This window comes from Pectobacterium sp. HCp5_1, assembly GCF_032905925.1.
GTDB classification, from domain to species: Bacteria; Pseudomonadota; Gammaproteobacteria; order Enterobacterales; family Enterobacteriaceae; genus Pectobacterium; species Pectobacterium brasiliense_A.
In genome coordinates this window covers 64,712-87,616 of the sequence record NZ_JAUMIO010000013.1, presented here as the reverse complement: position 1 = coordinate 87,616, position 22,905 = coordinate 64,712, and the positions used below count along the sequence as shown (strand labels likewise).

Genomic DNA, 22,905 nt, shown 5'->3' with positions numbered 1-22,905 from the left:
CTGTTTTACTGGTGATAGAACGGAAATGCGCCGAAGACAATACCACCGACCAGCAGCGACAGGCTGACAAAAATCGCCCATTTGATTGCAAAGCGTTGGTGATCGCCGATGTCCACTTTTGCCAAACTGACCAGCAGGTAGAGCGACGGCACCAGCGGGCTGAGCAGGTGGAACGGCTGGCCGACAATCGACGCACGGGCGATCTCCTCTGGGGTAATACCATAGTTGACCGCCGTCTGGGCGATAACCGGTAAAATTCCGAAATAGAACGCGTCGTTGGACATCAAAAAAGTAAACGGCAGGCTAATGAGCGCGGTGAACACCGCAAGATACGGGCCGAAACTTTCTGGTATCACCTGCAACAGACTCTTCGCCATGGCATCTACCATGCCCGTACCGGATAAAATTCCGGTGAAAATCCCCGCGGCGAAAATAAGCGATGTCACCGCGAGCACGTTAGCGGCGTGTGAGCCGATCCGCGCTTTTTGCTCCTCCAGCTTGGGATAGTTGAGCATGACGGCGATAGCGAAGCCGACCATAAACAACACCTGAATAGGCAGAATCCCGATCACCAGAAACACCAGAAGCAGGGTGGTCAGAATAAAGTTAGGCCAGAACATTTTAGGGCGGCGGTTGGCATCGCTTTCTTCGTCGCTGCCGTTGCCCAGATTGATCGACGCATTCTGGAAGTTGCTGACATCAATGATCCCCAGCCGTTTGCGCTCCTGTAGACCCAGAAACACGGCGACGCCGACCAGAGTCAGGCTGGCTAAAACAATTGCCGGGAGCATGGGGAGGAAAACGTCCAGTGCATCAACGCGCAATGCGGCGGCGGCACGCGCTGTCGGGCCACCCCAGGGGGAAAGGTTCATCACGCCGCTGGCGATGTTAACCAGACAGGTCAATCCGAGCACGCTCATCCCCAACCGCTGATAGAGCGGCAGGAATGCGGCAATCGCGATCATATAGGTCGTCGTACTGTCACCGTCCAGCGCTACCATCAAGGTTAACACGGCGGTGCCGACCAACACTTTCAGCGGATCGCCTTTAACCAGACGGAGAATGAAGCGCACCAGCGGATCGAACAGCCCCGCATCGATCATAATGCCGAAGTAGAGAATAGAAAACGTCAGCATAACGCCGGTTGGTGCCAGCGTTTTGATGCCGTCCAGCATCATCGCCCCCAGCCCCTGATAGAAACCGGCGGCCAGTGCGAACAGCGTAGGGACAAGAATCAGCGCGATCAGCGCAGACATCCGCTTGGTCATGATCAGATACATAAAGCAGATGACCATAGAGAAACCGAGAATAGTGAGCACAGTGAATCTCCTGTTTTTTATTATATTCTGAATAACTTACTGCCTTTCTTTCGGCGAATTTGGGGTACAAAAAAGCCGTGCAGTTTTTTATAACTGCCTATCGAAAGGGATGAAATTAGGTTATTTCCCGACGTCAGCGACGTTCAGAAGAATACGAATGAAAGGCGGGGATTAGCTTCCAGGGTCGATACGAATAATAAAGGACAGATAATGAGGGAGCGATAAGATAACGGTAATCGATAACATAAACGACCTCTATATGAGCAATAATATTCCTTTTATCCCCGCCAGCGTCCATCTAACCGATTGTTTAGTAATTATTTTAATCGACTTGATCACTGTCGCTACAAGGGGCTCTTTTTGTTAAAAACAAATTAAAGCATTGTAAAATGAAACGCAAATTGCGCTAAATTGGAATAAAAAACAATTGGGCGGAGGGGAGGACGGTGAGAACCAACATAATTTTAAAAGATAAACAGAGATGTGAAAATTTAAGGTGTGCGTAGAGGTTTATTATCGATTAACGGAAATTTATCCGTATTCATTAATGAAATTTTACAAGATGAGGTGGGGGATAAAGGTATTATCGGTGAAGAAGATTAAACGGTGTCTAAACCATCTGTATTTCCTAAGCCGCCACGGCTTTTACCTGACGGCTGAGGTTCGCGGCGGCTTAGGCAAGGGTGATTAACTGACGTTTTCTGCGGTGCTGCGCAGCCGATCTTTCAAGTGGCTGTATTCTTGTTGTACATAGTTCTCTGCTGCCTGCTGATCGTCGATGGCTTCCAGCTTAACGGCGCAGTGTTTGTATTCCGGCGTTTTAGATACCGGATCGAGATGATCCAGAGTTAGTTCATTGCAGGCACCGATCCACCATTGGTAGGTCATATAGACGGCACCTTTATTGATGCGCTCGCTGACGGAAACGCGTGAGATCACTTTGCCGCGTCGCGACGAGATCCAGGCTAGCTGCTGATCGTGGATGCCTAAACGCTCAGCGTCATAGGGGCTAACCTGCACGTAGCCCGGTTCATCCGCCAGCGTTTGTAATGCGGTGCAGTTGCCCGTCATGGAACGGCAGGAGTAATGGCCAACTTCGCGCACGGTGCACAAGACCAGCGGGTAATCCTCATCCACCAGCTCCATCGGCGGTCGCCATTCGGCCGTGAGCAGTAAGCCTTTCCCGCCGGGACGATCGAAGTGATTACCGGCGTACAGCCATGGCGTGCCGGGGCTGTCTTCCGTTGGACACGGCCACGGCACATAGCCCAGTCCCTCCATTTTCTCGTAGGTTGCGCCGTAATACAGCGGGCAGAGTGCTCGCAGCTCGTCCCAGATCTCCTGCGTGTTGTTATAGTGCATCGGATAGCCGAGCGCTGTAGCCATCAGGCTGATGATTTCCCAGTCGGGTTTCACATCGCCCTGCGGTTCCACGGCTTTATAAAAGCGCTGGAATCCTCGGTCGGCGGCGGTATAGACCCCTTCGTGCTCGCCCCAGGAGGTTGCGGGTAAAATCACATCGGCAATCGCAGCGGTTTTGGTCATGAAGATGTCCTGCACGATCAGCAACTCCAGCTCGTTGAACGCATCGCGCAGCATCGACAGATCCGGCTCGGTTTGCAGCGGATCTTCGCCCATCACGTAATTGGCTCGGATCTTCCCTTCTTTTATCTTGTGCGGGAGATCGGTCAGTGAGTAGCCGATTTTGTCGGAGAGTTCAGGTACGCCCCAGGCATCGGCAAATTTCGCCAGCACCGCTTTATCCGTGACGTTTTGATAACCGGGGAACATATTGGGCAGCGCTCCCATATCGCAGGCACCCTGCACATTATTTTGCCCCCGCACCGGCCCGACGCCAACGTTCGGACGCCCCAGATTCCCGGTCAGCAGGGCCAGGCCGGACAGACCTTTGACCACATCAACGCCTTGACCCCACTGCGTCACGCCCATTCCCCATAGAATGGTGGCGGACGGCGCAGCGGCATAGATCCGCATCGCGTCGCGAATCAATTTCGGCGACAGTCCGGTGATGTCAGCGACGTACTCCGGCGTGTATTTCGCGACGGTCTTGCTGAATTCCTCGAAGCCTTCGGTATGGCGGGCGACGTACGCTTTATCGTAGTGGCCTTCATTAATCAGCACGTTAGCGAACGCGTTGACCAATGCCATGTTGGAGCCATTTTTCAACGGCAGCCACAGATCGGCGATGCGGGCGGTTTCAATATGGCGCGGATCGCACACGATGATTTTTGCCCCGCGTGCTTTGGCTTTCAGGATCCGACGCGCCACGATGGGGTGTGAGTCTGCGGCGTTGTAGCCAAAAATCAGGATGCAGTCGGTTTTTTCGATTTCGCAGATAGAGTTGCTCATTGCGCCGTTGCCCAGCGTCACCTGTAGCCCGGCAACCGAAGGGCCGTGGCAGAGTCGGGCGCAGCAGTCGACGTTATTATTCCCGGTGACCGCCCGGGCAAATTTCTGCATCACATAATTGGTTTCATTGCCGGGACCGCGTGACGAGCCGGTGTGCATAATCGACTCGGCACCGTACTTCTCTTTAATCGCTTTCAGTCGGGAACTGGCGAAGTCGATAGCTTCATCCCAGGATACGGCTTCAAAGGGCGAGCCTTTCTGACGTCGAATCAGCGGCTGCTTTAAACGCGGTGTCAGAATTTTCGTGTCGTTAAGAAAATCCCAGCCGTAATAGCCTTTCAGGCACAGCTCACCTTCATTGGTGACGCCGTTTGCGCCTTCTGCACCAACCACTTTGCCGTTCTCTACCAGCAGGTTAATTTTGCAGCCTGACCCGCAATACGGGCAGACGGTAAGCACTTTCTGCATGATTATTCTCCAAAGCCGAGTCTTGGATCGTAAGAACTGCATTCCTGCGGCAGGCTGTTGATGCAGTCATCTAACCTTCGATAATCACCGATAAAGAAAATTAATTTACTGATCGTGGTCATGCTCAGGGCGATGATAAATCGTCCTAACGTGTTGAGTGCCGCGACCTTTTTCCATAGGACATTCGTCTGGAAAATAACGTGACTGCGTATTCATCCTCTTTATCCGTTAATGCCTATACTGTTTTTGACGATATTAACTCTATGTGCCACCGACTGGGCTGGGGTAGTCATGCCTGTCGGCTGTTTAACACAACGGAAATTGGCATCTCAAGGAAGATAACGCATTCTATTCGTTAATTTTTTGAGCTTAATTTCCCATCAAATGGGACATGAATCAGGGAATTCCAGAACGCCTGTGAGATCGCGTGGGATAAGGGCGCGAGACAACGGGCGGCACCGTCATGAGTAAAAAGTAAATACTTTTCCGACAGAGCGTGCGGGCGGGAAATATTTGTTAACGTCGCGGAGTGCATTATGGAATTTCTAAGAAATGTCAGCATAAAAATAATGGTGCTGTTCATAGTGGCTTCCCTGTTAGTGGCGTGGGGAGTGGCATCAGGATTCAGTCTTTATTCGCTTTATCAGGTCACGAATTTGCTTGATAAAAGTGAGACTCAGCGAAAAACGTATTCCCATCTGGTCTATGGAACCGATCAATATTTTCGGGCCGTAACTCGTATGGAAAGAACGATGGATTATTTGCAGCGTAACGAGCCAGAAAACGCCAAAAAGACGTTGGAAATGGCACAGGTCGCGCTAAAAAATACCAAAGACTCGCTGGAGAAATTCCAGACTGCGGAGCATGTCGGCGTCGATCAGGCAACGGTTGATGCGGTAAAAAATACCTGGAACACCCTGATCTCGACCTCTATCGATCCGATGAATGCGGCACTGCAACGCAATGATTACGAAGGATTCCGACAGATATTTCGCTCTGTTTATCCTCCGATTAGCCTGACGTTTGGCGAAGACATTAAACGCTATTCGGACAGCATTACCGCCTCCTCGTTGATTCCAACCGTGAATGAACACAATAACCAAAATCGTAATTCGTTAATTGCCGTGATGGTGATTGGCCTCATCGTATTGATTTTCACGGAATACTATTTGAGGAACTATCTGGTTATTCCGATTTCAGTGCTCAAATCTCACTTGGCGCAGCTCACGGCGGGGCGTTTAGGCTGTGAGCTGGCGGAGTTTGGCAAAAACTGTGCGGGACGATTGATTCCCGATATTAAGAAATTGCAGAAAAGTTTGCGCGATACGGTGACGGTCATCCGGCAGAGCACGACGGAAATCAACAACGGGACGTCGAGCATTAAGGATGGCAACGATAACCTTTCCAGCCGCACGGAACAGCAGGCTGCTGCACTACAGCAGACGGCGGCCAGTATGGAAGAGATTAGCTCCACGGTGCGGCAAACGACCGAACACGTGCATCAGGTGCGTAAGCTGGCGAAGGATGCGGCGGATACGGCACAAAAAGGCGGGAATATCAGCAGCAACGTAATGACGACGATGGATGGTATTAGCGCCAGTTCCCGACAAATTTCCGATATCACCTCGGTGATTAACAGCATTGCGTTTCAGACCAATATTCTGGCGCTGAATGCGGCGGTTGAAGCCGCGCGGGCCGGTGAACAAGGGCGAGGATTTGCCGTGGTAGCCGGTGAGGTTCGCACGCTGGCACAGCGTAGTGCGCAGGCGGCGAAAGAGATTGAGGCGCTGATCGCTGAGTCGGTTTCACGGGTTGAAACCGGTGCAGGGCAGGTTCGACAGTCTGGTGAAGCGATGACGGCAATTATTGCCTCCATTTCGCATGTGAACGATCTGATTGGTGAAATTGCAGCGGCAACGGATGAGCAAACTCGCGGGATTACGCAGATTAGTCAGGCGGTGCACGAAATGGACAGCGTCACGCAGCAGAATGCGTCGCTGGTGATGCAATCGGCAGAAGCGGCAGCTCGTCTGGATGAACAAACCAGCGAGCTGTCCGCCGTGGTGGATGTGTTCGATCTGGAGTCGGATTGCGATCCGGCAACGTCTTTTTCCCGTCCGGCGGTCTCTGCCCCTGTTCCTCGTGCGGTTAGGCAGAGCACCACGCCGCTGTTGTCGGCACATAGCCGTAATAGTGGGGGATGGGAAAAATTCTGATCCGTAGCGGGTTAAATACGGGACAGAGGTTGAACGCAAGATAACCCATGAGGCAGGCGACGAACCGGGCGGAAAGGCATCTGCCCGGTTCTGTTGAACGCGGGTAATCGCCTAAAAATGTTCGGTGAAACGCGTTAACCGTGATGCGTGTAATGCGTTGGATTACAGAGGAAAAATGGTGTTTTTCTCTGTAAATCTGACTGTGATAATGTAAAGAAATACCATTTTAAGACGGGTGTCTCTAGTCTTGAAATAGGTAATTTAAAGTTTTGGCATATTTATTGCTTTATTTTATTGGCAATTTTTTGCCGATTTTGAGATAAAAAAGCCGTATTTTTCTAGGGTTATAGAAATGAAGCGGAATTTTTTGGCATCAAGTTAAACTAGAAATTATTTGTTACATACTAAAGTGGTTGTTGCTCATGTTTTCGTGACGTAAATCAAGACAGATGGCGGCATCAAAGTGATAATAAGAATAAATATCATTTGTGCTTCATCACACGCTTATGTCTATCTGGCAAAAAACGCTTCTGCTGTTGTGTTGGCTGTTGAGTTGTTCAGTGGCAGTTGCCGCGACCGATTACGCCTCATTTATTCAAGATATCGAAACCCGGCTGGATAAAACGGCTCAGCTCTATGAGCAGCAAAAGCCGGATGATGCCCGCACCGAAGTTCAGATGGCCTATTTCGAGGTGTTTGAAAACCTTGAAGGCCCTATCCGTATCAACATTTCCGCGCAAAAAAGCTATCAGTTGGAAGCGACCTTCGGTGAAATTCGCCGCATGATTGGCGAAGGAAAGCCGCAGGCCGAGGTGCAAGCGAAAATCTCCTGGCTGAAGGGCGAACTGGATGCCGTTCTGCCCGTGCTGTCGGAAGGGCACAAGCTGGTCGCACAGGAGCAGCACGGTGCCTATGACAATGCCGAAATCACGCCGTACTGGCAGCAGAGTTTTAAAATCATCGATGACCAGCTCGCGCAGGCCGTGACTGAATATCAGGCTGGCGATTACAAAAAGGCCAGTCAGAGCGTGCAGCAGGCGCACTATCAGGGGTTTAAAAACTCTGAAATGGAGATGTCGGTCAGGCAGAATCGCTCAGCGCAGCAGGCGGCTTCCATTAATCAACAATTCTCCGCGCTGATTACCCTGGCCAGTCAACCCGATCAACTGACGGATGTCGCCTATCGGGTCACCACGCTGTTGCAGGATATCGAAGATGTCTTGCCGGGATTGCCGACAACGCGCGATAGCCAGCAGGCCACGGCAGCACCTGCCGCGAACGCCGATACGGGTGCCGTGCCGGACGCGAACTGGGCGAACGTCGCCGACGATATCAATCAGGCCATTGCCGCTGCGATCGCGCAGTACCGTCAGGGTCACGTCAAACCCGCCATCATGGCGGTGCAGGATACCTATTTCGATCTGTTTGAAGCCACCGGCATGGAGAACAAAATTGGTTCTCGTGATGCGGCGTTCAAATCGACGCTGGAAGGATATTTCACCCGTCTGGTGAGCCTGATGAACGCCAAACAGCCAGCGGAACAGCTGCAAGGGCAGGCCGATGCGCTACAGCAGGAACTGACGAAGGCGGTCACTATGCTGGGCGATGGCGGCGAAACTCACTGGAGCCTGTTGATCTACAGCCTGCTGATTATTGTGCGCGAAGGGCTGGAAGCCTTGCTGATTGTGGCGGCGATCGTGGCCTATTTGGTGAAAAATAATCAGCAGGACAAGCTGCCGTTGATTCGCCAGTCGGTTTACGTCGCGCTGCTGTGTAGCGTGATTACCGCTGTCATTTTCCAACTCGTGTTCACCAATTCCGGTGCCAGCCGTGAGCTGCTGGAAGGCATTACGATGCTGATTGCTGTCGTGATGCTGTTCTTCATGAGCTACTGGCTGTTGTCCAAAGTGGAAGCGCGGCACTGGAAGGCCTATCTCGAAGGCAAACTGTCTCATTCGCTAAGCAGTGGCTCCATGATTGGCCTATGGCTCACCAGCTTTCTGGCCGTGTACCGCGAAGGCGCGGAGACGGTGCTGTTCTATTACGCGCTGGTCGGTGATGCCAGCAACATGGCGGGGCACCTCTCCATTCTGGCCGGGTTTGCTATCGGCTGTGTGGTTCTGCTGATCGCCTATCTTGTGATGCGCTACACGATCGTCAAACTGCCGCTGAAGCCGTTCTTCATGTTTACCGGCTGCTTTATGTACCTGATGGCGTTTGTGTTCGCGGGTAAAGGCGTGCTGGAACTGATCGAAGGCAAACTGTTTGAACCGACGTTGCTGACCGGCGTGCCGGAAATCAGCGGGTTGGGGATTTATCCTTACGTGGAAACGCTGATTCCACAGGGTGTGCTGGTGGTCGCGGCGTTAATCGCTCTGTGGGTGATGCGGCGCAGGGCGTCTGCTGTCTAATAAAAAAAGCGTCCGACGTTAATTAATACTGAAAGCAATAAGAGCAGCAAATAACCATAACAACCCCAATCGCTTAGCGAATTAAGCGAAGAGGGACGACTGAGATGAGGATGGGTTTGATGAATATGCAAAAAAGTCTGATTGCGGGTGCCGTTATTGCCGGTATTTTCACTGCGCCTGCCGCGCTGGCGTTTAAAGAATATCCAGCGGGTGAGCCTGTTTCCATGAACGAAATGGAAATTGCCGCTGTTTATCTGCAACCTATCGATATGGAACCGCGTGGGATGGGTCTGCCTGCTGCAAAAGCGGACATCCATCTGGAAGCCGATATTCACGCTGCTGAAGGCAACAAAAACGGCTTCGGTGCCGGTGAATGGATGCCGTTCCTGACCATCGCTTACACCCTGACTAACACCGATACCGGTGCGAAGCAGGAAGGTACCTTCATGCCGATGGTTGCCAGCGATGGCCCGCACTACGGCGCGAACATCAAAATGATGGGCGTGGGTAACTATAAAGTGACTTACCACATCGATCCGCCATCAAAAGCCGGTATGCACCGTCACACCGATGGTGAAACGGGCGTAGGCCGCTGGTGGAAACCGTTTGATGTCAGCTTTGACTTCAAATACGTCGGCTTAGAATAAGGTCTTCTGTCCGCGATGTTCTGTCGCGGTCATGTTCACGCCTCTGTGGGTCATTATCGCGGCCCGCAGAGGCGGCGATTTTTCGGTTCGTGTACTGATGCTATTTGGCATCACGCTCAGCCGACGCACCTGCAACGTGAAGTATGACGAGAATATGAGTTATTTCTTTATCACGACACTTCAATCCTTCCTGCCGATAGCGCTATTGCTGGGGCTGAGCTGGAGCCATCGTTCCACGCCGACAGTCAAAGCGCTGGGTTGGACCACGCTGCTGGCGCTGTTCGCCGGTACGTTTATTGGCGTGCATTTTCCTAACGGGCAGGCGTTTCTGCTGGGCTTTACGGCGCTTCAGGCGCTGGCCTTGATCCTGTTTCTTGTCTGTCAGTGTTTTTCCCACCCGCGTCTTGGCTATCTGTGGCAGGCGCTGCTGGTGGCGGGCGCGGCGGTACATTGGGGCAACGATCCCAATCTGACTGCGCTGACGACCACCCATGTGGTAAATACCGATCTGCTACTGAATTTCAGCGCCGTGCTGCTGGCGTTTGGCTGGCTGGTGTTCTGTGCCGCGCTGTGCGGCATGATCGTGCGCCGCCTTCGCTTACTGCGCTGGCCGCTTCTTGCGCTGCTGGTCGCACTTCTGCTGTTGCCGATAAGCGGCAATCTGTTACTGCTGTTGATGAAATTACAGGCGCTGGGGCTGACCAAGCCGCGCCTGAGCTATGTGGCGCACGTCACCAACAGCGCGCATTTATTGAATTACCTCAGTGCGTTGTTCATGGCGGCGTTGGCTGCTGGGCTGGTTTGGCCGCTGCGGCATGCGCGCCGCCAGATGCTGGCCACGCATGAGGCGATTGAAAAGCGTAAAGCGACTGCAGGCTATCGCACACTGCGCCGCACGCTGTTGGCGACGCTTACGGCGCTGCTGGTGGTGGTGCTGGCTCAACTCTATTGGGACAAGGTCGCGTCACAGCCGCCTCGTCTGTCGGAAGCGCAGCCGGTGACGCTGGCTGCCGATGGCAAAGTGCATATTCCGATTGAACAAGTGCGTGATGGCAAGCTGCATCGCTTCGTGTGGATTGCCGATGACGGCAAGGCCGTGCGCTTTTTCATCATTAACCGCTATCCCGATCGCCTGCGTCTGGGCGTGGTATTTGATGCCTGCTTGCTGTGCGGCGATCAGGGCTATGTGATGGAAGGCAATCAGGTGATTTGTGTCGCCTGCGGCGTGCATATCTTCATTCCTTCTATCGGGAAGGCGGGCGGCTGTAATCCCGTGCCGATCGAAGGGTGGAGCAACGACGATAATGAACTGGTGATTGGGCGAGCGTCACTGGCGGCAGGCACTAACTACTTCTCGACGGTGGTGTCGATGGAAGTCATCGACCCGGTTGATGGCTCCAAACTCACCAACGTGAGTGCGGAACATAAATATCGCTACGGCGGTAAAACGTACTTCTTCTCGTCGGAAGCCAACTACAACCGCTTCCGCGAAAGTCCCGCGAAATTTGCCACTACCAAAGCGGCAACGGGCGAGCAGGCTGAGGAGGAATAATCATGCTGTGGCGACTGTTACGTCAGTCTTGGCGCAGAAATATTCGGCGTAAATCGCTGGCGGTGCTGACCGTGTTTTTGGCTGCGGGGTTGATCTCCGCGCTGCTGGCGGTGTCCATCGACATCGGCGACAAAATGGCGCGCGAGCTGAAATCCTACGGCGCGAATATTCTGATTGAGCCAGCAGGACAAGCTGCGCTACCTGCGCTGTTTGGCGAGCGCAGTAACCCGCTGGAAGGACAGGATTTCCTCGATGAGGCCGAGCTGCCGAACATCAAAGATATCTTCTGGCGCAATAATATTGTCGGCTTTGCGCCGCTGCTGAGCGGTGATGTCGAGATCAACGGTCAGCCGGTTGCCGTGCTGGGCACCTTCTTTTCTCAGCCTGTCGCGGTACCGGATGAGGAAGATTATCGCACGGGACAAATGACCGTTAGTCCTTACTGGCAGGTGGCCGGGCAGTGGCCGCAGGAACCGGTGACGACGGAAAATGTGGCGCAAACGCTGGTGGGAAAACAGCTGGCGGCGCAGATGGGCTGGAAAGTCGGGGATAAACTCGCGCTGCACGGCGCAAAAGGCGACGCAACGGTAGAGGTGAGCGGTATTCTGAGCAGCGGCGGTGATGAAGAAAGCCGACTGGTGATGCCGCTGGCAACGGTGCAATCGCTGCTGGGGCTAGCCGGTAAAATTCAGGCGATTCGCGTATCGGCGCTGACCGTGCCGGAAAATGAGCTGTCGCGGCGGGCGCGGGAAAATCTGGAAGCGCTGAATGCTGAGGAGTATGACCTCTGGTACTGCACCGCGTATGTGTCTTCGATTGCGCATCAGTTGGAAGAAGCGATTTCTGGCTCGGTGGTCCGCCCTATCTGGCAGGTCGCAGCCTCGGAAGGCGTGGTGATCGACAAGATCCAACTGCTTCTGGCGGTGGTGACCTTTGCCGCGTTGGTGGCGGCAGCGATGGGGATTGCCTCGCTGATGACCAGCACCATCATGGAACGGGCCAAAGAGATAGGGTTGATGAAAGCGCTGGGGGCGCGTCAGTGGCAGATCATGCTGCTGTTTTATCTCGAAGCGGCGCTGAGCGGGCTGGCTGGCGGCATCGCGGGCTGCGTCGCAGGCTGGGGGCTGGCGAAAGCCATTGGCCTGATGCTGTTCGGCGTACCGCTGAGTTTCGCGTGGATTGTTATCCCTTGTGTGCTGGTGATCTCGATGCTGATCGCCATCATCGGAACGTGGTTCCCGGCACGCCGGATCGCCAAACTGTATCCGGTGGAGGTGCTGTATGGGCGCTAATGGCTGGATGAACAGCATGTTCTGGCGGCTGGTGTTCCGCGCGCTGCGGCTGCGTATGCAGCGCGTCAGCGTGGTGTTCGCGGCGCTGATGGTCGGGGCGGCGATTGTGACGGCGATGTCTGCGGTCTATTTCGATATCAACGCCAAGATGAGTCAGGAATTGCGCACCTTCGGCGCGAATTTTTACATCGGCCCGGCGCGGGGCAATACGATTCCACAAAGCACGTTTCAGCCGATTATCGACAACGCACCCGCTGGGTTGATCAATGCAGCCAGCCCTTATCTGTACGGTATGGCGCGTACGGAGCTGGAGAAAGTGGTGCTGATGGGCGTGTGGTTTGAATCGCTGCGGCAGTTGGCACCGTACTGGCAGGTCACGGGTAACTGGATTGGCGTGAGCTTCGATGATCGTAACGCCATGATCGGGGTGAAGCTGGCGGAGCGGCTGAACGTCAAAGTCGGCGATAGCATCACGCTGGTGGGCGACGGCGGGAAGCAGCGGTTGCAGATCAAAGGCATCGTGGAATCCGGTGATGCGACGGACAACATGCTGATCGTGAATCTGGAGCTGGCGCAAAAGTGGCTAGATAAAGAAGGCGCGATCAGTAATGCGTTGTTGAGCGTTAGCAACGATCTGGGGCAGGTCGATCGCTTCGCAGCACAGCTCCAACAGCAGTATCCACAGTTGGAGATCCGCCCGATCCTGAAAGTGTCGGCGTCGGAAGGTCAGGTGCTGAATAAAATTAAAGGGCTGATGGGGCTGGTATCGGCGGTGATTCTCGTGCTGTCTTCCCTGTGTGTGAACACCACGCTGATGGCGATTGTCGGCGAACGCGCCCGCGAGTTTGCGCTACAGAAAGCGTTGGGCGCGAGCGGACGAGACATCATCCGGCAGATGCTGGCGGAAACTGGCATCATCGCGCTGGCGGCTGTGTTATGCGGTTTGCTATTGGGCTATTTGCTGGCACAGGTGTTGGGGATGGCCGTCTTCAACGCGACGATCTCGCTGCGTTTACCCGTGTTCCCGCTCACGCTGGTGCTATCGTTGCTGGTTGCTGCCGTCGCGGCAGTGGTTCCTACCCGGCGTGCAATCTACGTCGAACCAGCCAAAGTCTTGAAAGGAGAGTAGCTCGATGTCTGTAGAGGTGAACGCGCAGGAAAGGGCGCAGGCCGCGGAGGCGGTGATTGAAACTCGCCAGCTCTATAAACGCTTTGGTCAGGTTACCGCGCTGGAGAACATTAATATCCGCATCGCGCGCGGCGAGTTTGTCGCCATCATGGGCGCATCTGGCTCGGGTAAAACGACGTTGATGAATATTCTCACCTGTCTGGATACGGTGAGTGAAGGGCAGGTATTGCTGGACGGCGTCGATGCCGCTGGGCTGGATGAAGAAGGGCGCCGCCAGTTCCGGGCCGATAAGATTGGACTGGTATTCCAGCAGTTCCACCTGATTCCGTTTTTGACCGCGCTGGAAAACGTGATGCTGGCGCAGCATTACCACAGCGTGGTGGATGAAGCGGCGGCGCAGCGCGTGCTGGAACAGGTGGGGCTGGCGCATCGCGTCGATCACTTACCGAGCCAGCTTTCCGGCGGTGAGCAGCAGCGCGTGTGTATCGCCCGTGCGCTGGTGAATGAGCCTCCTGTGATTTTCGCCGATGAACCGACGGGGAATCTGGATGAAGAGAATGAACGGCGGGTGCTGGATCTGCTGAAAGATCTGCATCGGCAGGGGCGTACCATTGTGATGGTGACGCACAATCCTGAGTTAGGTCGGTTTGCTGACCGTATTATCCGCCTGCAACACGGCAAGTATTTTGGTGAAGAGGTGAATCATCATGAAATGGCGTAACGGGATTACCGCGCTTTGCCTGCTGGGTGCAGTGGCGCTAAGCGGCTGTAAGGAAGAACAGGTGAGCGTCGGAGCACAGGCACCGGCGCTGGCGGCCTACGATCTGGCGGGGCAGCAGGTGGATCTGTCGCGCTGGCAGGGGAAAAGCGTGTACCTGAATTTCTGGTCGTCGGGCTGTGGCGGCTGCATGGTTGAAATGGGCGCGCTGGAGAAGCTGAGCAAGGAGTATGGCGATAAAGTCGTGGTGGTGGCGGTTAACACCGATCCTGACGGCGTGGATATCACGTCGATGCTGGCGCACCACAAGGTGACCTATCCGGTGGTGCGCGACCAGTTGGGCATAACCAAAGAGCGCTATCAGGTCAGCGGCACGCCAACCTCATTTATTATTGATGCCAACGGCAAGGTGACCGATCAGCATCAGGGCGCGAGAGATGAAGCACAGCTGACCGCGCTGTTTCAGAAGCTGGCAAGCCGGACATAAAGACCGGCTATTTTCACAGCCTCTTAGGCGTGCGTTTACTCTGGCCGTGAAACCGGCATCGGAACTTCTACCACCGTTGATTTTTTCACAACGACAGGTTCCGGTTTCACGCGCATCGCGTAGATCACCCCGACAATCAGGCAGGTGATGCCACAGAGCGTCAGCAGCGGCGGCCAGGATTGCCGGATGATGAAGGCATAAGTTAGCCCCGCCAGCGTTTCAAACACAATCAGCGGCCCTACCAGCACCGTCGGCAGACGCTGGCTGGCTTCGTTCCAGAACAGCGTACCAATCCACGAACAAAACAGCCCAATCGCCAGCATCAGCGGGATGAAAACTTCAGGCCGCGGGCCAAACGGCTGTGTAAAGGTACTATCCGTTAGCGCCAGATGGCCGCACACCAGCAGATAACCCAACAGCGCCAGCGGTAGCGTGACCAGCCCCTGTGCCGTGGCCCAGGTGGTCGGCGTATTGCCTTTGTGGTCGCGCAACCAGCGGGCGTTGCGCAGCGGATACCAGGTCCAGCAAACCACGGCGAGAAAGGCCATCGCAATCCCACTGGCATAACGCCATAAATCGAATGCGACGGTGGTGCCTTTCAGTTCCGCAATATTGACGCAAACCAACCCAGCCGCAATCAACAGCAGCGAGGGCAGCAGCCGACGCCAGGCTACGCGGCCATCGTGCTTGCTGTACAACACATTGGCGGTAACGGAAATGACCACGGGCAGGGTGCCGATAATCATTGTTGAGATCGGCGCGCCCGTGCGCTGAATCGCGCTGGCGAGCAGAAAGTAGTACAGCAGATTACCGATGATGGTGAGCTTCGTGGCCTCCAGCCAGTCGCTGCGGGTCAACTGGCGCAAACGACGGCGATCGAGCCACGCCAGCGGCAAGGCAATCAGCCCAAAAGCCAGATAGCGTCCGGTGGACTGCAAGGCCGCAGAGTAGTCCGGTACGATCAATGGCCCAACAAAAATCAGCCCCCACATCAGCCCGGCGGCAAGCGCAAATAAAACCCCTATCAGCATGATAAACCCATTTTTTCACAATAGTGTATCGCGCCAGTCTAGGGAGAGTCGGTGTTGAATGATTGTAGGATATTGCTGTTTATTATCGGCAGGGGAGCGATGACGGCATGCGTGCTGAAAGCGTTAGCGCTGAACCGGATACACCTGCTTTTGGTAGCGAATGGGCGTGACGCCATAGCGCTGGGCGAAGGTGCGGGTCAGATGTGCCTGATCGGTCAGTCCCACGGCGACGGCGATATGGGCGGCTGCCATACCGCGTGTCAGCATCTGTTTAGCCTCATACAGTCGGATTGCCATTAGCATCTGGTGCGGCGTGACGTGGAACTGCGCTTTGAACTGGCGCAGGAAATGATACGGGCTCAGGGAAACCAGCGCCGCCAGTTCTTTTAAGGTAATGGTGTGGGCGAAATTCTCGCGCAGATAGGCTTTCACCACATCAAAGCGGTGCAGCGGTTCAATCCTCTGGCGCTGGGCAATGTGCGCGTGAGGTCGGAAAAGCGCAATCAGCGACAGCAGCAGGCTTTCACTCGCCAAGGGATCGGTCGTCTGCCACAGCGCGGCCAGCGTCATCGCCAGCTGGCGTGCGGTTGCGGGATCGTGACGCACGACGTCGGTAAACCACCAGCCTTTCTCGCCGGAGACGTTCTCCAACACATCGGGGGGAATGTAGATCATGCGATAGCGCCAGCCGTCTTCTGTCGCGGCTTCCCCCGTATGTAGCTCATCAGGGTTCATCAACACTAACGAATCGACAGGCGCAATATGCTTGGCGCCACGATAGCGGAATCGCTCCGCACCGTCGTCAATGGTGCCGATGCCAAACGCCTCATGCGTGTGCGGCTCAAAGGCATAACGGCAGATGTGCGCGTGATAAAGCTCAATGCCGGGCAGCGCCGGTAAGTGCCGGAACTGGGCATAGTCTCTCTCATCGGTAAACTGTTCCGGTACACCCTGCATGCTGCCACCTTGTCTCTGGTTCTGACCGCCATCATAGCAGTGATATACCCGTAATACTTCAAGTTGCATGTGCGTTGGCTACGTTCAGTCACCCGAATCACTTACCTGAGTAAGCTCATCGGGATTCCTTCTCTTGCCGCCTTCCTGAAACTCGAATTATTTGGGGTGTAGCGCGTCAGCTTGAAGTCGTACGTCCTATTTAGCCTGAGCAGAAATACGGGAAAAAGGGAATAAAAGCACCGAGATAAATAGACCGGAAAGGCATAAATCATAGCGAAATGGTTGATTAACGGTGCGTGCGTGACAAAAGTGATTTTATCTAACTATTTGATTCTGCTATTTATGTCTATTCCTTGTTAGATAAGATAGCGCGACAGACATACCGTTAGTATAAAAAAATATAATCAACTCCATTTGCTTATTTGTTCTGGCTCTCATTACTTGCATCAATATTGCTATCTGTAATAAAGGACAAGGGAGTGAAAGGTGAACTTTCAGCAACTGAAGATTATTCGTGAATCAGCACGGTGCAATTACAACCTGACCGAGGTGGCGAATACGCTGTTTACCTCTCAATCCGGCGTGAGCCGCCACATCCGCGAGCTGGAAGAAGAGTTGGGGATTGAAATCTTCATCCGTCGCGGCAAACGCCTGTTAGGCATGACCGAACCGGGAAAAGAGCTGCTGGTGGTGGCAGAGCGTATTCTGAATGACGCCAGCAATATCCGGCGGCTGGCGAATGTCTTCACCAATAACGACACCGGCCAGTTGGTGATCGCGACCACGCATACGCAGGCGCGTTACAGCCTGCCGCCGGTGATTAAAGCCTTCCGCTCTCTGTATCCTCAGGTGCGTCTGGTGCTGAATCAGGGCACGCCGGATGAGATCGTGGCGATGCTCCATTCCGGCGAGGCCGATATCGGCATTGCCAGTGAGCAGTTGATTAACGATCCCTCGCTGGCGGCGTTCTCCTACTATCGCTGGCACCATTCGGTGATTGTGCCGGAGCACCATCCGCTGATGCAGGAGCCGGTGATTACGCTTGAAATGCTCAATGCGGAGCCGCTGATTACCTATCGTCAGGGAATTACCGGTCGTTCGCGCCTGGATCGCGCGTTTCAGGCGGTGGGGATGTCGCCGGATATTACGCTGAGCGCGCAGGATTCGGATGTGATTAAAACCTATGTCGAGCTGGGGCTCGGGGTGGGGATTGTGGCCGATATGTCATTCGATCCGGTGCGAGACAAAGGGCTGGTGCGGTTGAATGCCGAGCATCTGTTTGAAGCGAACACGGTCTGGCTGGGGTTAAAAAAGGGTCAGTTACAACGTAACTATGCCTGGAAATTTATTCAGCTGTGTAATACAGAACTGTCGCTGGATGACATTAAAGATAAGGTGTTCTCGGATAACGATGACGCGGTGATTGATTACCAAATCTGATTGATTACCAAATCTGATTGATAGCGCGATTTCCTAACCCGATGCCCAGCCAGCGTTTTTTCTGACTGGGCAGGGTTTTTCCTGTCGATTTCATCGCGATTTTTTGTATCGCGATACCCGCCGTTTTCTGGGCTCGATTTAGCATAAATATGGTTTAGCGTGCCGATAATCTGCTTGATCTGATCGTGCTGCAATAGTAGCATTCCCGCCATAACAATAACTTATGTCTGAATTTTTGTTAAGCGATACAAATACTTGTGCGTTTTTATTGAATAATTATGTTAACGATTTTGGTATCGCAATAGAACATTTACCCTAAATAATTCGAGTTGCAGGACAAAACGTGTGCGTTTTGCACCGTGCGTATGCAGCTTGACGTATGATGGGTTAATCCATCAGACATCCTTCTCACTAGTCAGTCACCTCCACGTTGATTTTTTCGGTTCGCATTGCGCCGGAGTCGCGCTAGCGCCATGTTTGTGATGGCGGGGAGTTTAAAACGGAAAATGACGATGAAAACACAAAAAATCAGCCTTGCCTGGCAAATCCTTATCGCGTTGGTTCTGGGTATTGCACTCGGTGCCGTGCTGCATGAACAGCAAGAAAGCCGTCAGTGGCTCATCAGCAATATTCTTAGCCCAGCGGGCGACATCTTTATCCGCCTGATTAAAATGATCGTTGTCCCGATTGTCATCGCCACGTTGATTGTCGGGATTGCGGGCGTAGGGGATGCCAAGAAGCTCGGGCGCATCGGCTTCAAAACCATTCTCTATTTTGAAATCATCACGACGGTGGCGATTATTCTGGGCATCACGCTGGCGAATGTCTTCCAGCCGGGTCACGGCATCGATATGTCGACGCTGACCGCCGTTGATATCTCGCAGTACCAAAAGACCACCGAGCAGGTGCAGAGCGGTTCGCACAGTCTGGTGGGGACGGTGCTGTCGCTGATTCCGCCGAATATCTTCGCCGCGATGGCACACGGTGACATGCTGCCGATTATCTTCTTCTCGGTACTGTTCGGTCTGGGGCTATCCTCATTGCCGAAAGATCACCGTGAACCGCTGCTGAATGTCTTCCGCGGCGTGTCGGAAACCATGTTTAAAGTGACGCACATGATCATGCGTTATGCGCCTGTCGGGGTGTTTGCGCTGATTTCCGTCACGGTTGCCAACTTCGGTTTTGCGTCGCTGTGGCCGTTAGCCAAGCTGGTTATGCTGGTTTATGCCGCGATTTTCTTCTTCGCGCTGGTGGTGCTCGGTATTGTCGCACGGCTGTGTAAGCTGCGTATCACCATCTTGATTCGTATCCTCAAAGATGAGCTGATCCTCGCGTATTCCACCGCCAGTTCCGAAACCGTGCTGCCGCGCATCATCGAAAAAATGGAAGCCTATGGTGCGCCGAAGTCGATTACCAGCTTTGTGGTGCCGACCGGTTACTCCTTTAACCTCGATGGTTCTACGCTGTACCAGAGTATTGCAGCGATCTTCATCGCGCAGTTGTACGGCATCGAACTGTCGATTGGGCAGGAAATCGTGCTGGTGCTGACGCTGATGTTGACGTCTAAAGGCATTGCCGGCGTACCGGGCGTGTCGTTTGTCGTACTGCTGGCTACGCTGGGCAGCGTCGGGATTCCGTTGGAAGGTCTGGCATTTATTGCGGGCGTTGACCGTATCCTCGACATGGCACGTACGGCGCTGAACGTAGTAGGAAATGCACTGGCGGTACTGGTCATTGCCAAGTGGGAAAACCAGTTCGATGAGAAGAAAGCGCGGGCCTATGAGCGTGAGCTTAAAGGGATAAGCACGCAGCCTGCCCAGCAGGGATAATCCCGGACTATTTCAAATAGCCTATACAACGGGCGCGTCGAGTGATCGAGGCGCCCGTTTCTTTTCTTACTCTAATACTGACTATGCCGCGTGGCTATTTATCACTCTAGTTTCTAGCGTTTGTGTGCGCCACAGTGCCCGTTCAATACGCTCGGCATCCGTTGCAAAAGGAAGGCGCGCGGCAATTTTCGGTGCGATTTTCACGTGCTGCGCGATGCTTTCAACCCGCTGTGGACGTTCATTCAGGCCGAGGGCACTCAGCGTGATTGGGCTTCCGTAGCGGCGCAGCTGGGTGAACAGCTCTTCGCGATTGTCGTCGCTATCGTGTTCCAGAAACGCCTGTACGGCCAGCCCAAAGCCCACTTTTTCGCCGTGCAGCCAGTCATGCAGCTCCGGCAGGTGCGTCATGCTGTTGTGAATAGCATGGGCGACGCCGATGCGTTGCACTTCATCTTTCATGCTGTTCGCCAGACCCGCCAGTGCGATAACGGCGTCGATCGCGCCGCGTAGGGCTGGCGTGACGAGACCTTGCTCATTATCCGCAATGGCCTGCTCGCCATAGGTATTCAATGTTTCCACAGCCAGCCGTGCCGCCTGCGCTTTAAGCGCTAACGCCAGTCCGTCATCGCCGTGACGCAGATACGGTTGGAATTCATACCACTTCGCCAGTGCATCCACGATACCGGCTTTGAGATAACGTGAAGGGCTGCGGGCGATGATCTCGCTGTCTACCAGCACCCACACCGGTAAACGTGTTAGCGCAAATGCGCCGTTGTGCACACCGCTATCGCTATAAATCACGCTGAAGGATGACCAGGCGGCGCAGGTGGCGGCAATCGTCGGTACAGTGATGACAGGAATCTGTCCCAGAATGTCACCGACGACTTTAGCGACATCCAGCACGCGTCCGCCGCCAATCCCTAAAATCAGTTCTGCGCCGAATGCGCGCGCCTGTGCGGTCAGCGCTTCTATCGCAGGTTTGGTGCAATCGCCCGGCAAAAATTCGACCTGATAGCGTAAACCGAATTCATTAAGGCTGCGTTCAACGGCCTCTGATGTGCTTTTCCATGCCTGCGGGCTGGTAATAATCAATATTGTGCTGGCGTAGGGCGCTGCATATTCGCCGACAGAACGGATGACGCCATCACGATTCAGATAGGTTTGTGGCGCTTGTATTGCAATCATGGTCGCGATCTCTCATCTCTGTGGGAAAAGATAAATCAGTTGTAGCAGCGATGCAGAACGCCGCAAAAGAACAATTCTGGCTATGAATGAGCAGATTTCGCATAACCAGAATGGCAGCGAAATACGGTCTGGCAGGCTTATTTGGAAAAAAGCGGAGAGGGGCTGGTTGGCTCGGGGTTGTCAGTCACTTCGCCGCCCATTGCTGGGCGGCGTTTAGAGATAGCGAACCGAATTACAGGAAGCCGTACATCGCGGCAAACACCCATCCAAAGACGCAGGATGTGCTCACGCCGATCAGGCCCGGCAGAATAAAGCTGTGGTTGATAACGAAACGGCCGATTTTGGTGGTACCGGAACGGTCAAACTGGATAGCCGCCAGATCGCTTGGGTAGGTCGGCAGAATGTAGTAACCATAACAGGCTGGCGCAGAGGCCACGATATACGCCGGATCCACCCCGATTGCCAGCGCAACGGGGACAATCGCCGCCAGCGCCGCCGCCTGCGAGTTAACGAACTTGGACACAATCAGCAGGATAATCGCGTAAGCCCAAGGGTAGACTTTCACCAGTGAACCGAGCGTGCCTTTGATCTCTTCCAGATGCGCGCCGAACATGGTTTCCGCCATCCAGGCGATACCGTATACCGCGACGATGGCGATCATCCCTGAACGGAACACCTCATTCTTCGAGATCGAAGACGGATTAGTTTTGGTCGCAATAATGATGATGGCACCAGACAGCAGCATAAACATCTGAATGACCAGCACCATCGACAGCGGCTTACCGGCAAAGACCGGACGCAGCTCTTCAACGGCACCCAGAATCGCTACTGCCGCGATAGTCGCCAGAAAGATCCACATAGCGATCCAGTTACTGCGCGGCAGTTTTCTGTCGAGCAGCGTGGCGGTATCGCCATACACATATTGTTTGTTTTCTGGATCGGCGATGAATGCCTGAAAGTCTTCATCCTTGTCCAGATCCTTGCCGCGGAACCAGCTGAAAATCCCAATTGCCAGAATACCCAGCAGGGTAGAAGGGATGGTAATAGACAGTAGGTCGAGGAATCCCAGGTGTTTGCCCTGGAAGGTGAAATTAGCCAGCATGGCAACCAGCGACACCACCGCAACAGAGACCGGACTGGCGATAATCCCCATCTGAGCACCGATCGAACTGGCGGCCATCGGTCTTTCAGGACGGATATTATTCTTGATAGCGACATCATAAATAATCGGCAGAATGGTATACACCACGTGGCCGGTACCGCACAGGATAGTCAGAATACAGGTGACGAACGGCGCGATAATCGAAACGTATTTCGGGTTACGCCGCAGCATACGCTCCGCGATTTGCAGCATCACATCCAGCCCGCCCGATGCCTGAAGCGTTGCCGACGCAGCTACCACGGCAATGATGACCAGCATGACGTCAACGGGCGGTTTACCCGGTTGTAGTTTAAAAATAAAGACCAGAATAACAAGTCCAATCCCGCCTAATAAACCCAGCGCGATCCCGCCTTTTCTTGCCCCATAAAAAAGGCAGATCAGGACAATGACTAATTGAATGATGAAGTCCATAGTAGCCCCATTGCATTGCTTTATAAGATGAACTGATTAGTTAGAATTAAAATAAGTGAGTTTTTACTGTGGGTACTATATGGACGGGTGGTTATTTATTTTCTTGATCTAAATCTATTAATTTTTACCTTTGCGCTATTTCCGGAAAATAAAAGATCCCGGTCGCAATAATGGCGTATTTCTGATTTCTTTAGTTATTTAACTGTAATTTTAATTTATTAATGGCAAGGCGGAGCGTCAGTTGGTGAGGTTGTTAATGATTTGGTGGGGCTTTTGAAAAG

17 protein-coding genes are annotated in these 22,905 nt (G+C 53.7%); 10 read left to right on the top strand and 7 right to left on the bottom strand.

All coding sequences use genetic code 11. The features are described 5' to 3' along the window. Positions 1 to 5: 5 nt before the first annotated feature. Positions 6 to 1,319 carry a CitMHS family transporter gene (locus Q3A88_RS11310; RefSeq protein WP_039311989.1) on the bottom strand — a complete coding sequence of 438 codons (1,314 nt, stop codon included), beginning with the start codon at positions 1,317 to 1,319 and terminating at the stop codon, positions 6 to 8. Between the two features lie 687 nt (positions 1,320 to 2,006). Further along, complete coding sequence (gene fdhF, locus Q3A88_RS11305; protein ID WP_110162660.1) at positions 2,007 to 4,157, bottom strand: formate dehydrogenase subunit alpha; 2,151 nt, start codon at positions 4,155 to 4,157, stop codon at positions 2,007 to 2,009. Between the two features lie 536 nt (positions 4,158 to 4,693). Here fdhF and Q3A88_RS11300 point away from each other — a divergent pair. The 8 genes from Q3A88_RS11300 to Q3A88_RS11265 all read left to right on the top strand — a co-directional run bounded on the left by Q3A88_RS11300 (position 4,694) and on the right by Q3A88_RS11265 (position 14,609). Further along, positions 4,694 to 6,373, top strand: coding sequence for a methyl-accepting chemotaxis protein (locus Q3A88_RS11300; RefSeq protein WP_317177923.1), 1,680 nt, complete (start codon positions 4,694 to 4,696; stop codon positions 6,371 to 6,373). Between the two features lie 506 nt (positions 6,374 to 6,879). After that, positions 6,880 to 8,784, top strand: coding sequence for an FTR1 family protein (locus Q3A88_RS11295; RefSeq protein ID WP_317177922.1), 1,905 nt, complete (start codon positions 6,880 to 6,882; stop codon positions 8,782 to 8,784). A 119-nt stretch (positions 8,785 to 8,903) separates the two neighbouring features. Then, positions 8,904 to 9,431: an iron transporter gene (locus Q3A88_RS11290; RefSeq protein ID WP_010285198.1), complete on the top strand. Its 528-nt coding sequence runs from the start codon at positions 8,904 to 8,906 to the stop codon at positions 9,429 to 9,431. 154 nt (positions 9,432 to 9,585) lie between these two features. After that, on the top strand, positions 9,586 to 10,983 hold the full coding sequence (locus tag Q3A88_RS11285; protein ID WP_317177932.1) for a Fe-S-containing protein: 1,398 nt from the start codon (positions 9,586 to 9,588) through the stop codon (positions 10,981 to 10,983). 2 nt (positions 10,984 to 10,985) lie between these two features. Then, positions 10,986 to 12,275 carry an ABC transporter permease gene (locus tag Q3A88_RS11280; RefSeq protein WP_317177921.1) on the top strand — a complete coding sequence of 430 codons (1,290 nt, stop codon included), beginning with the start codon at positions 10,986 to 10,988 and terminating at the stop codon, positions 12,273 to 12,275. Then, positions 12,265 to 13,404: an ABC transporter permease gene (locus tag Q3A88_RS11275; RefSeq protein WP_309098184.1), complete on the top strand. Its 1,140-nt coding sequence runs from the start codon at positions 12,265 to 12,267 to the stop codon at positions 13,402 to 13,404. The genes Q3A88_RS11280 and Q3A88_RS11275 overlap by 11 nt, the downstream gene beginning before the upstream one ends. Positions 13,405 to 13,408: 4 nt before the next feature. After that, positions 13,409 to 14,125: an ABC transporter ATP-binding protein gene (locus Q3A88_RS11270; RefSeq protein ID WP_010285208.1), complete on the top strand. Its 717-nt coding sequence runs from the start codon at positions 13,409 to 13,411 to the stop codon at positions 14,123 to 14,125. Beyond that, on the top strand, positions 14,112 to 14,609 hold the full coding sequence (locus tag Q3A88_RS11265; protein ID WP_039508922.1) for a TlpA family protein disulfide reductase: 498 nt from the start codon (positions 14,112 to 14,114) through the stop codon (positions 14,607 to 14,609). Before Q3A88_RS11270 ends, Q3A88_RS11265 begins: the two co-directional genes overlap by 14 nt. A 35-nt stretch (positions 14,610 to 14,644) precedes the next feature. Here Q3A88_RS11265 and Q3A88_RS11260 read toward each other — a convergent pair whose 3' ends face one another. Both Q3A88_RS11260 and Q3A88_RS11255 read right to left on the bottom strand, forming a co-directional pair. Then, entirely contained in the window at positions 14,645 to 15,640 is a 996-nt protein-coding gene (locus Q3A88_RS11260; protein WP_039518852.1) for a DMT family transporter, read from the bottom strand. 123 nt (positions 15,641 to 15,763) lie between these two features. After that, a complete protein-coding gene (locus tag Q3A88_RS11255; protein ID WP_110162657.1) occupies positions 15,764 to 16,597 on the bottom strand; it encodes an AraC family transcriptional regulator in 834 nt (277 codons plus the stop codon). A 486-nt stretch (positions 16,598 to 17,083) separates the two neighbouring features. Here Q3A88_RS11255 and cbl point away from each other — a divergent pair, with 486 nt between their 5' ends. Next, positions 17,084 to 18,037, top strand: coding sequence for an HTH-type transcriptional regulator Cbl (gene cbl, locus Q3A88_RS11250; RefSeq protein ID WP_110162656.1), 954 nt, complete (start codon positions 17,084 to 17,086; stop codon positions 18,035 to 18,037). Here cbl and Q3A88_RS11245 read toward each other — a convergent pair. Beyond that, positions 18,025 to 18,249 carry a hypothetical protein gene (locus Q3A88_RS11245; protein ID WP_110162655.1) on the bottom strand — a complete coding sequence of 75 codons (225 nt, stop codon included), beginning with the start codon at positions 18,247 to 18,249 and terminating at the stop codon, positions 18,025 to 18,027. The two genes, cbl and Q3A88_RS11245, sit on opposite strands and share 13 nt — an antisense overlap. Before the next feature lie 300 nt (positions 18,250 to 18,549). Here Q3A88_RS11245 and gltP point away from each other — a divergent pair, with 300 nt between their 5' ends. Then, positions 18,550 to 19,866: a glutamate/aspartate:proton symporter GltP gene (gene gltP / locus Q3A88_RS11240; protein WP_039313895.1), complete on the top strand. Its 1,317-nt coding sequence runs from the start codon at positions 18,550 to 18,552 to the stop codon at positions 19,864 to 19,866. 81 nt (positions 19,867 to 19,947) lie between these two features. Here gltP and Q3A88_RS11235 read toward each other — a convergent pair whose 3' ends face one another. Together Q3A88_RS11235 and Q3A88_RS11230 are read right to left on the bottom strand one after the other, a co-directional pair. Continuing rightward, positions 19,948 to 21,051: an iron-containing alcohol dehydrogenase family protein gene (locus tag Q3A88_RS11235; protein WP_110162654.1), complete on the bottom strand. Its 1,104-nt coding sequence runs from the start codon at positions 21,049 to 21,051 to the stop codon at positions 19,948 to 19,950. 232 nt (positions 21,052 to 21,283) lie between these two features. Continuing rightward, complete coding sequence (locus Q3A88_RS11230; protein WP_014914809.1) at positions 21,284 to 22,624, bottom strand: anaerobic C4-dicarboxylate transporter; 1,341 nt, start codon at positions 22,622 to 22,624, stop codon at positions 21,284 to 21,286. Positions 22,625 to 22,905 lie beyond the last annotated feature (281 nt).

Bases quoted from the DNA above. Each gene is read 5' to 3' on its own strand.
- fdhF (WP_110162660.1), bottom strand. From the start codon at position 4,157: ATGCAGAAAGTGCTTACCGTCTGCCCGTATTGCGGGTCAGGCTGCAAA.
- Q3A88_RS11300 (WP_317177923.1), top strand. From the start codon at position 4,694: ATGGAATTTCTAAGAAATGTCAGCATAAAAATAATGGTGCTGTTCATA.
- Q3A88_RS11295 (WP_317177922.1), top strand. From the start codon at position 6,880: ATGTCTATCTGGCAAAAAACGCTTCTGCTGTTGTGTTGGCTGTTGAGT.
- Q3A88_RS11290 (WP_010285198.1), top strand. From the start codon at position 8,904: ATGAATATGCAAAAAAGTCTGATTGCGGGTGCCGTTATTGCCGGTATT.
- Q3A88_RS11285 (WP_317177932.1), top strand. From the start codon at position 9,586: ATGAGTTATTTCTTTATCACGACACTTCAATCCTTCCTGCCGATAGCG.
- Q3A88_RS11280 (WP_317177921.1), top strand. From the start codon at position 10,986: ATGCTGTGGCGACTGTTACGTCAGTCTTGGCGCAGAAATATTCGGCGT.
- Q3A88_RS11275 (WP_309098184.1), top strand. From the start codon at position 12,265: ATGGGCGCTAATGGCTGGATGAACAGCATGTTCTGGCGGCTGGTGTTC.
- Q3A88_RS11270 (WP_010285208.1), top strand. From the start codon at position 13,409: ATGTCTGTAGAGGTGAACGCGCAGGAAAGGGCGCAGGCCGCGGAGGCG.
- Q3A88_RS11265 (WP_039508922.1), top strand. From the start codon at position 14,112: ATGAAATGGCGTAACGGGATTACCGCGCTTTGCCTGCTGGGTGCAGTG.
- Q3A88_RS11260 (WP_039518852.1), bottom strand. From the start codon at position 15,640: ATGCTGATAGGGGTTTTATTTGCGCTTGCCGCCGGGCTGATGTGGGGG.
- Q3A88_RS11255 (WP_110162657.1), bottom strand. From the start codon at position 16,597: ATGCAGGGTGTACCGGAACAGTTTACCGATGAGAGAGACTATGCCCAG.
- Q3A88_RS11245 (WP_110162655.1), bottom strand. From the start codon at position 18,249: ATGGCGGGAATGCTACTATTGCAGCACGATCAGATCAAGCAGATTATC.
- gltP (WP_039313895.1), top strand. From the start codon at position 18,550: ATGAAAACACAAAAAATCAGCCTTGCCTGGCAAATCCTTATCGCGTTG.
- Q3A88_RS11235 (WP_110162654.1), bottom strand. From the start codon at position 21,051: ATGATTGCAATACAAGCGCCACAAACCTATCTGAATCGTGATGGCGTC.
- Q3A88_RS11230 (WP_014914809.1), bottom strand. From the start codon at position 22,624: ATGGACTTCATCATTCAATTAGTCATTGTCCTGATCTGCCTTTTTTAT.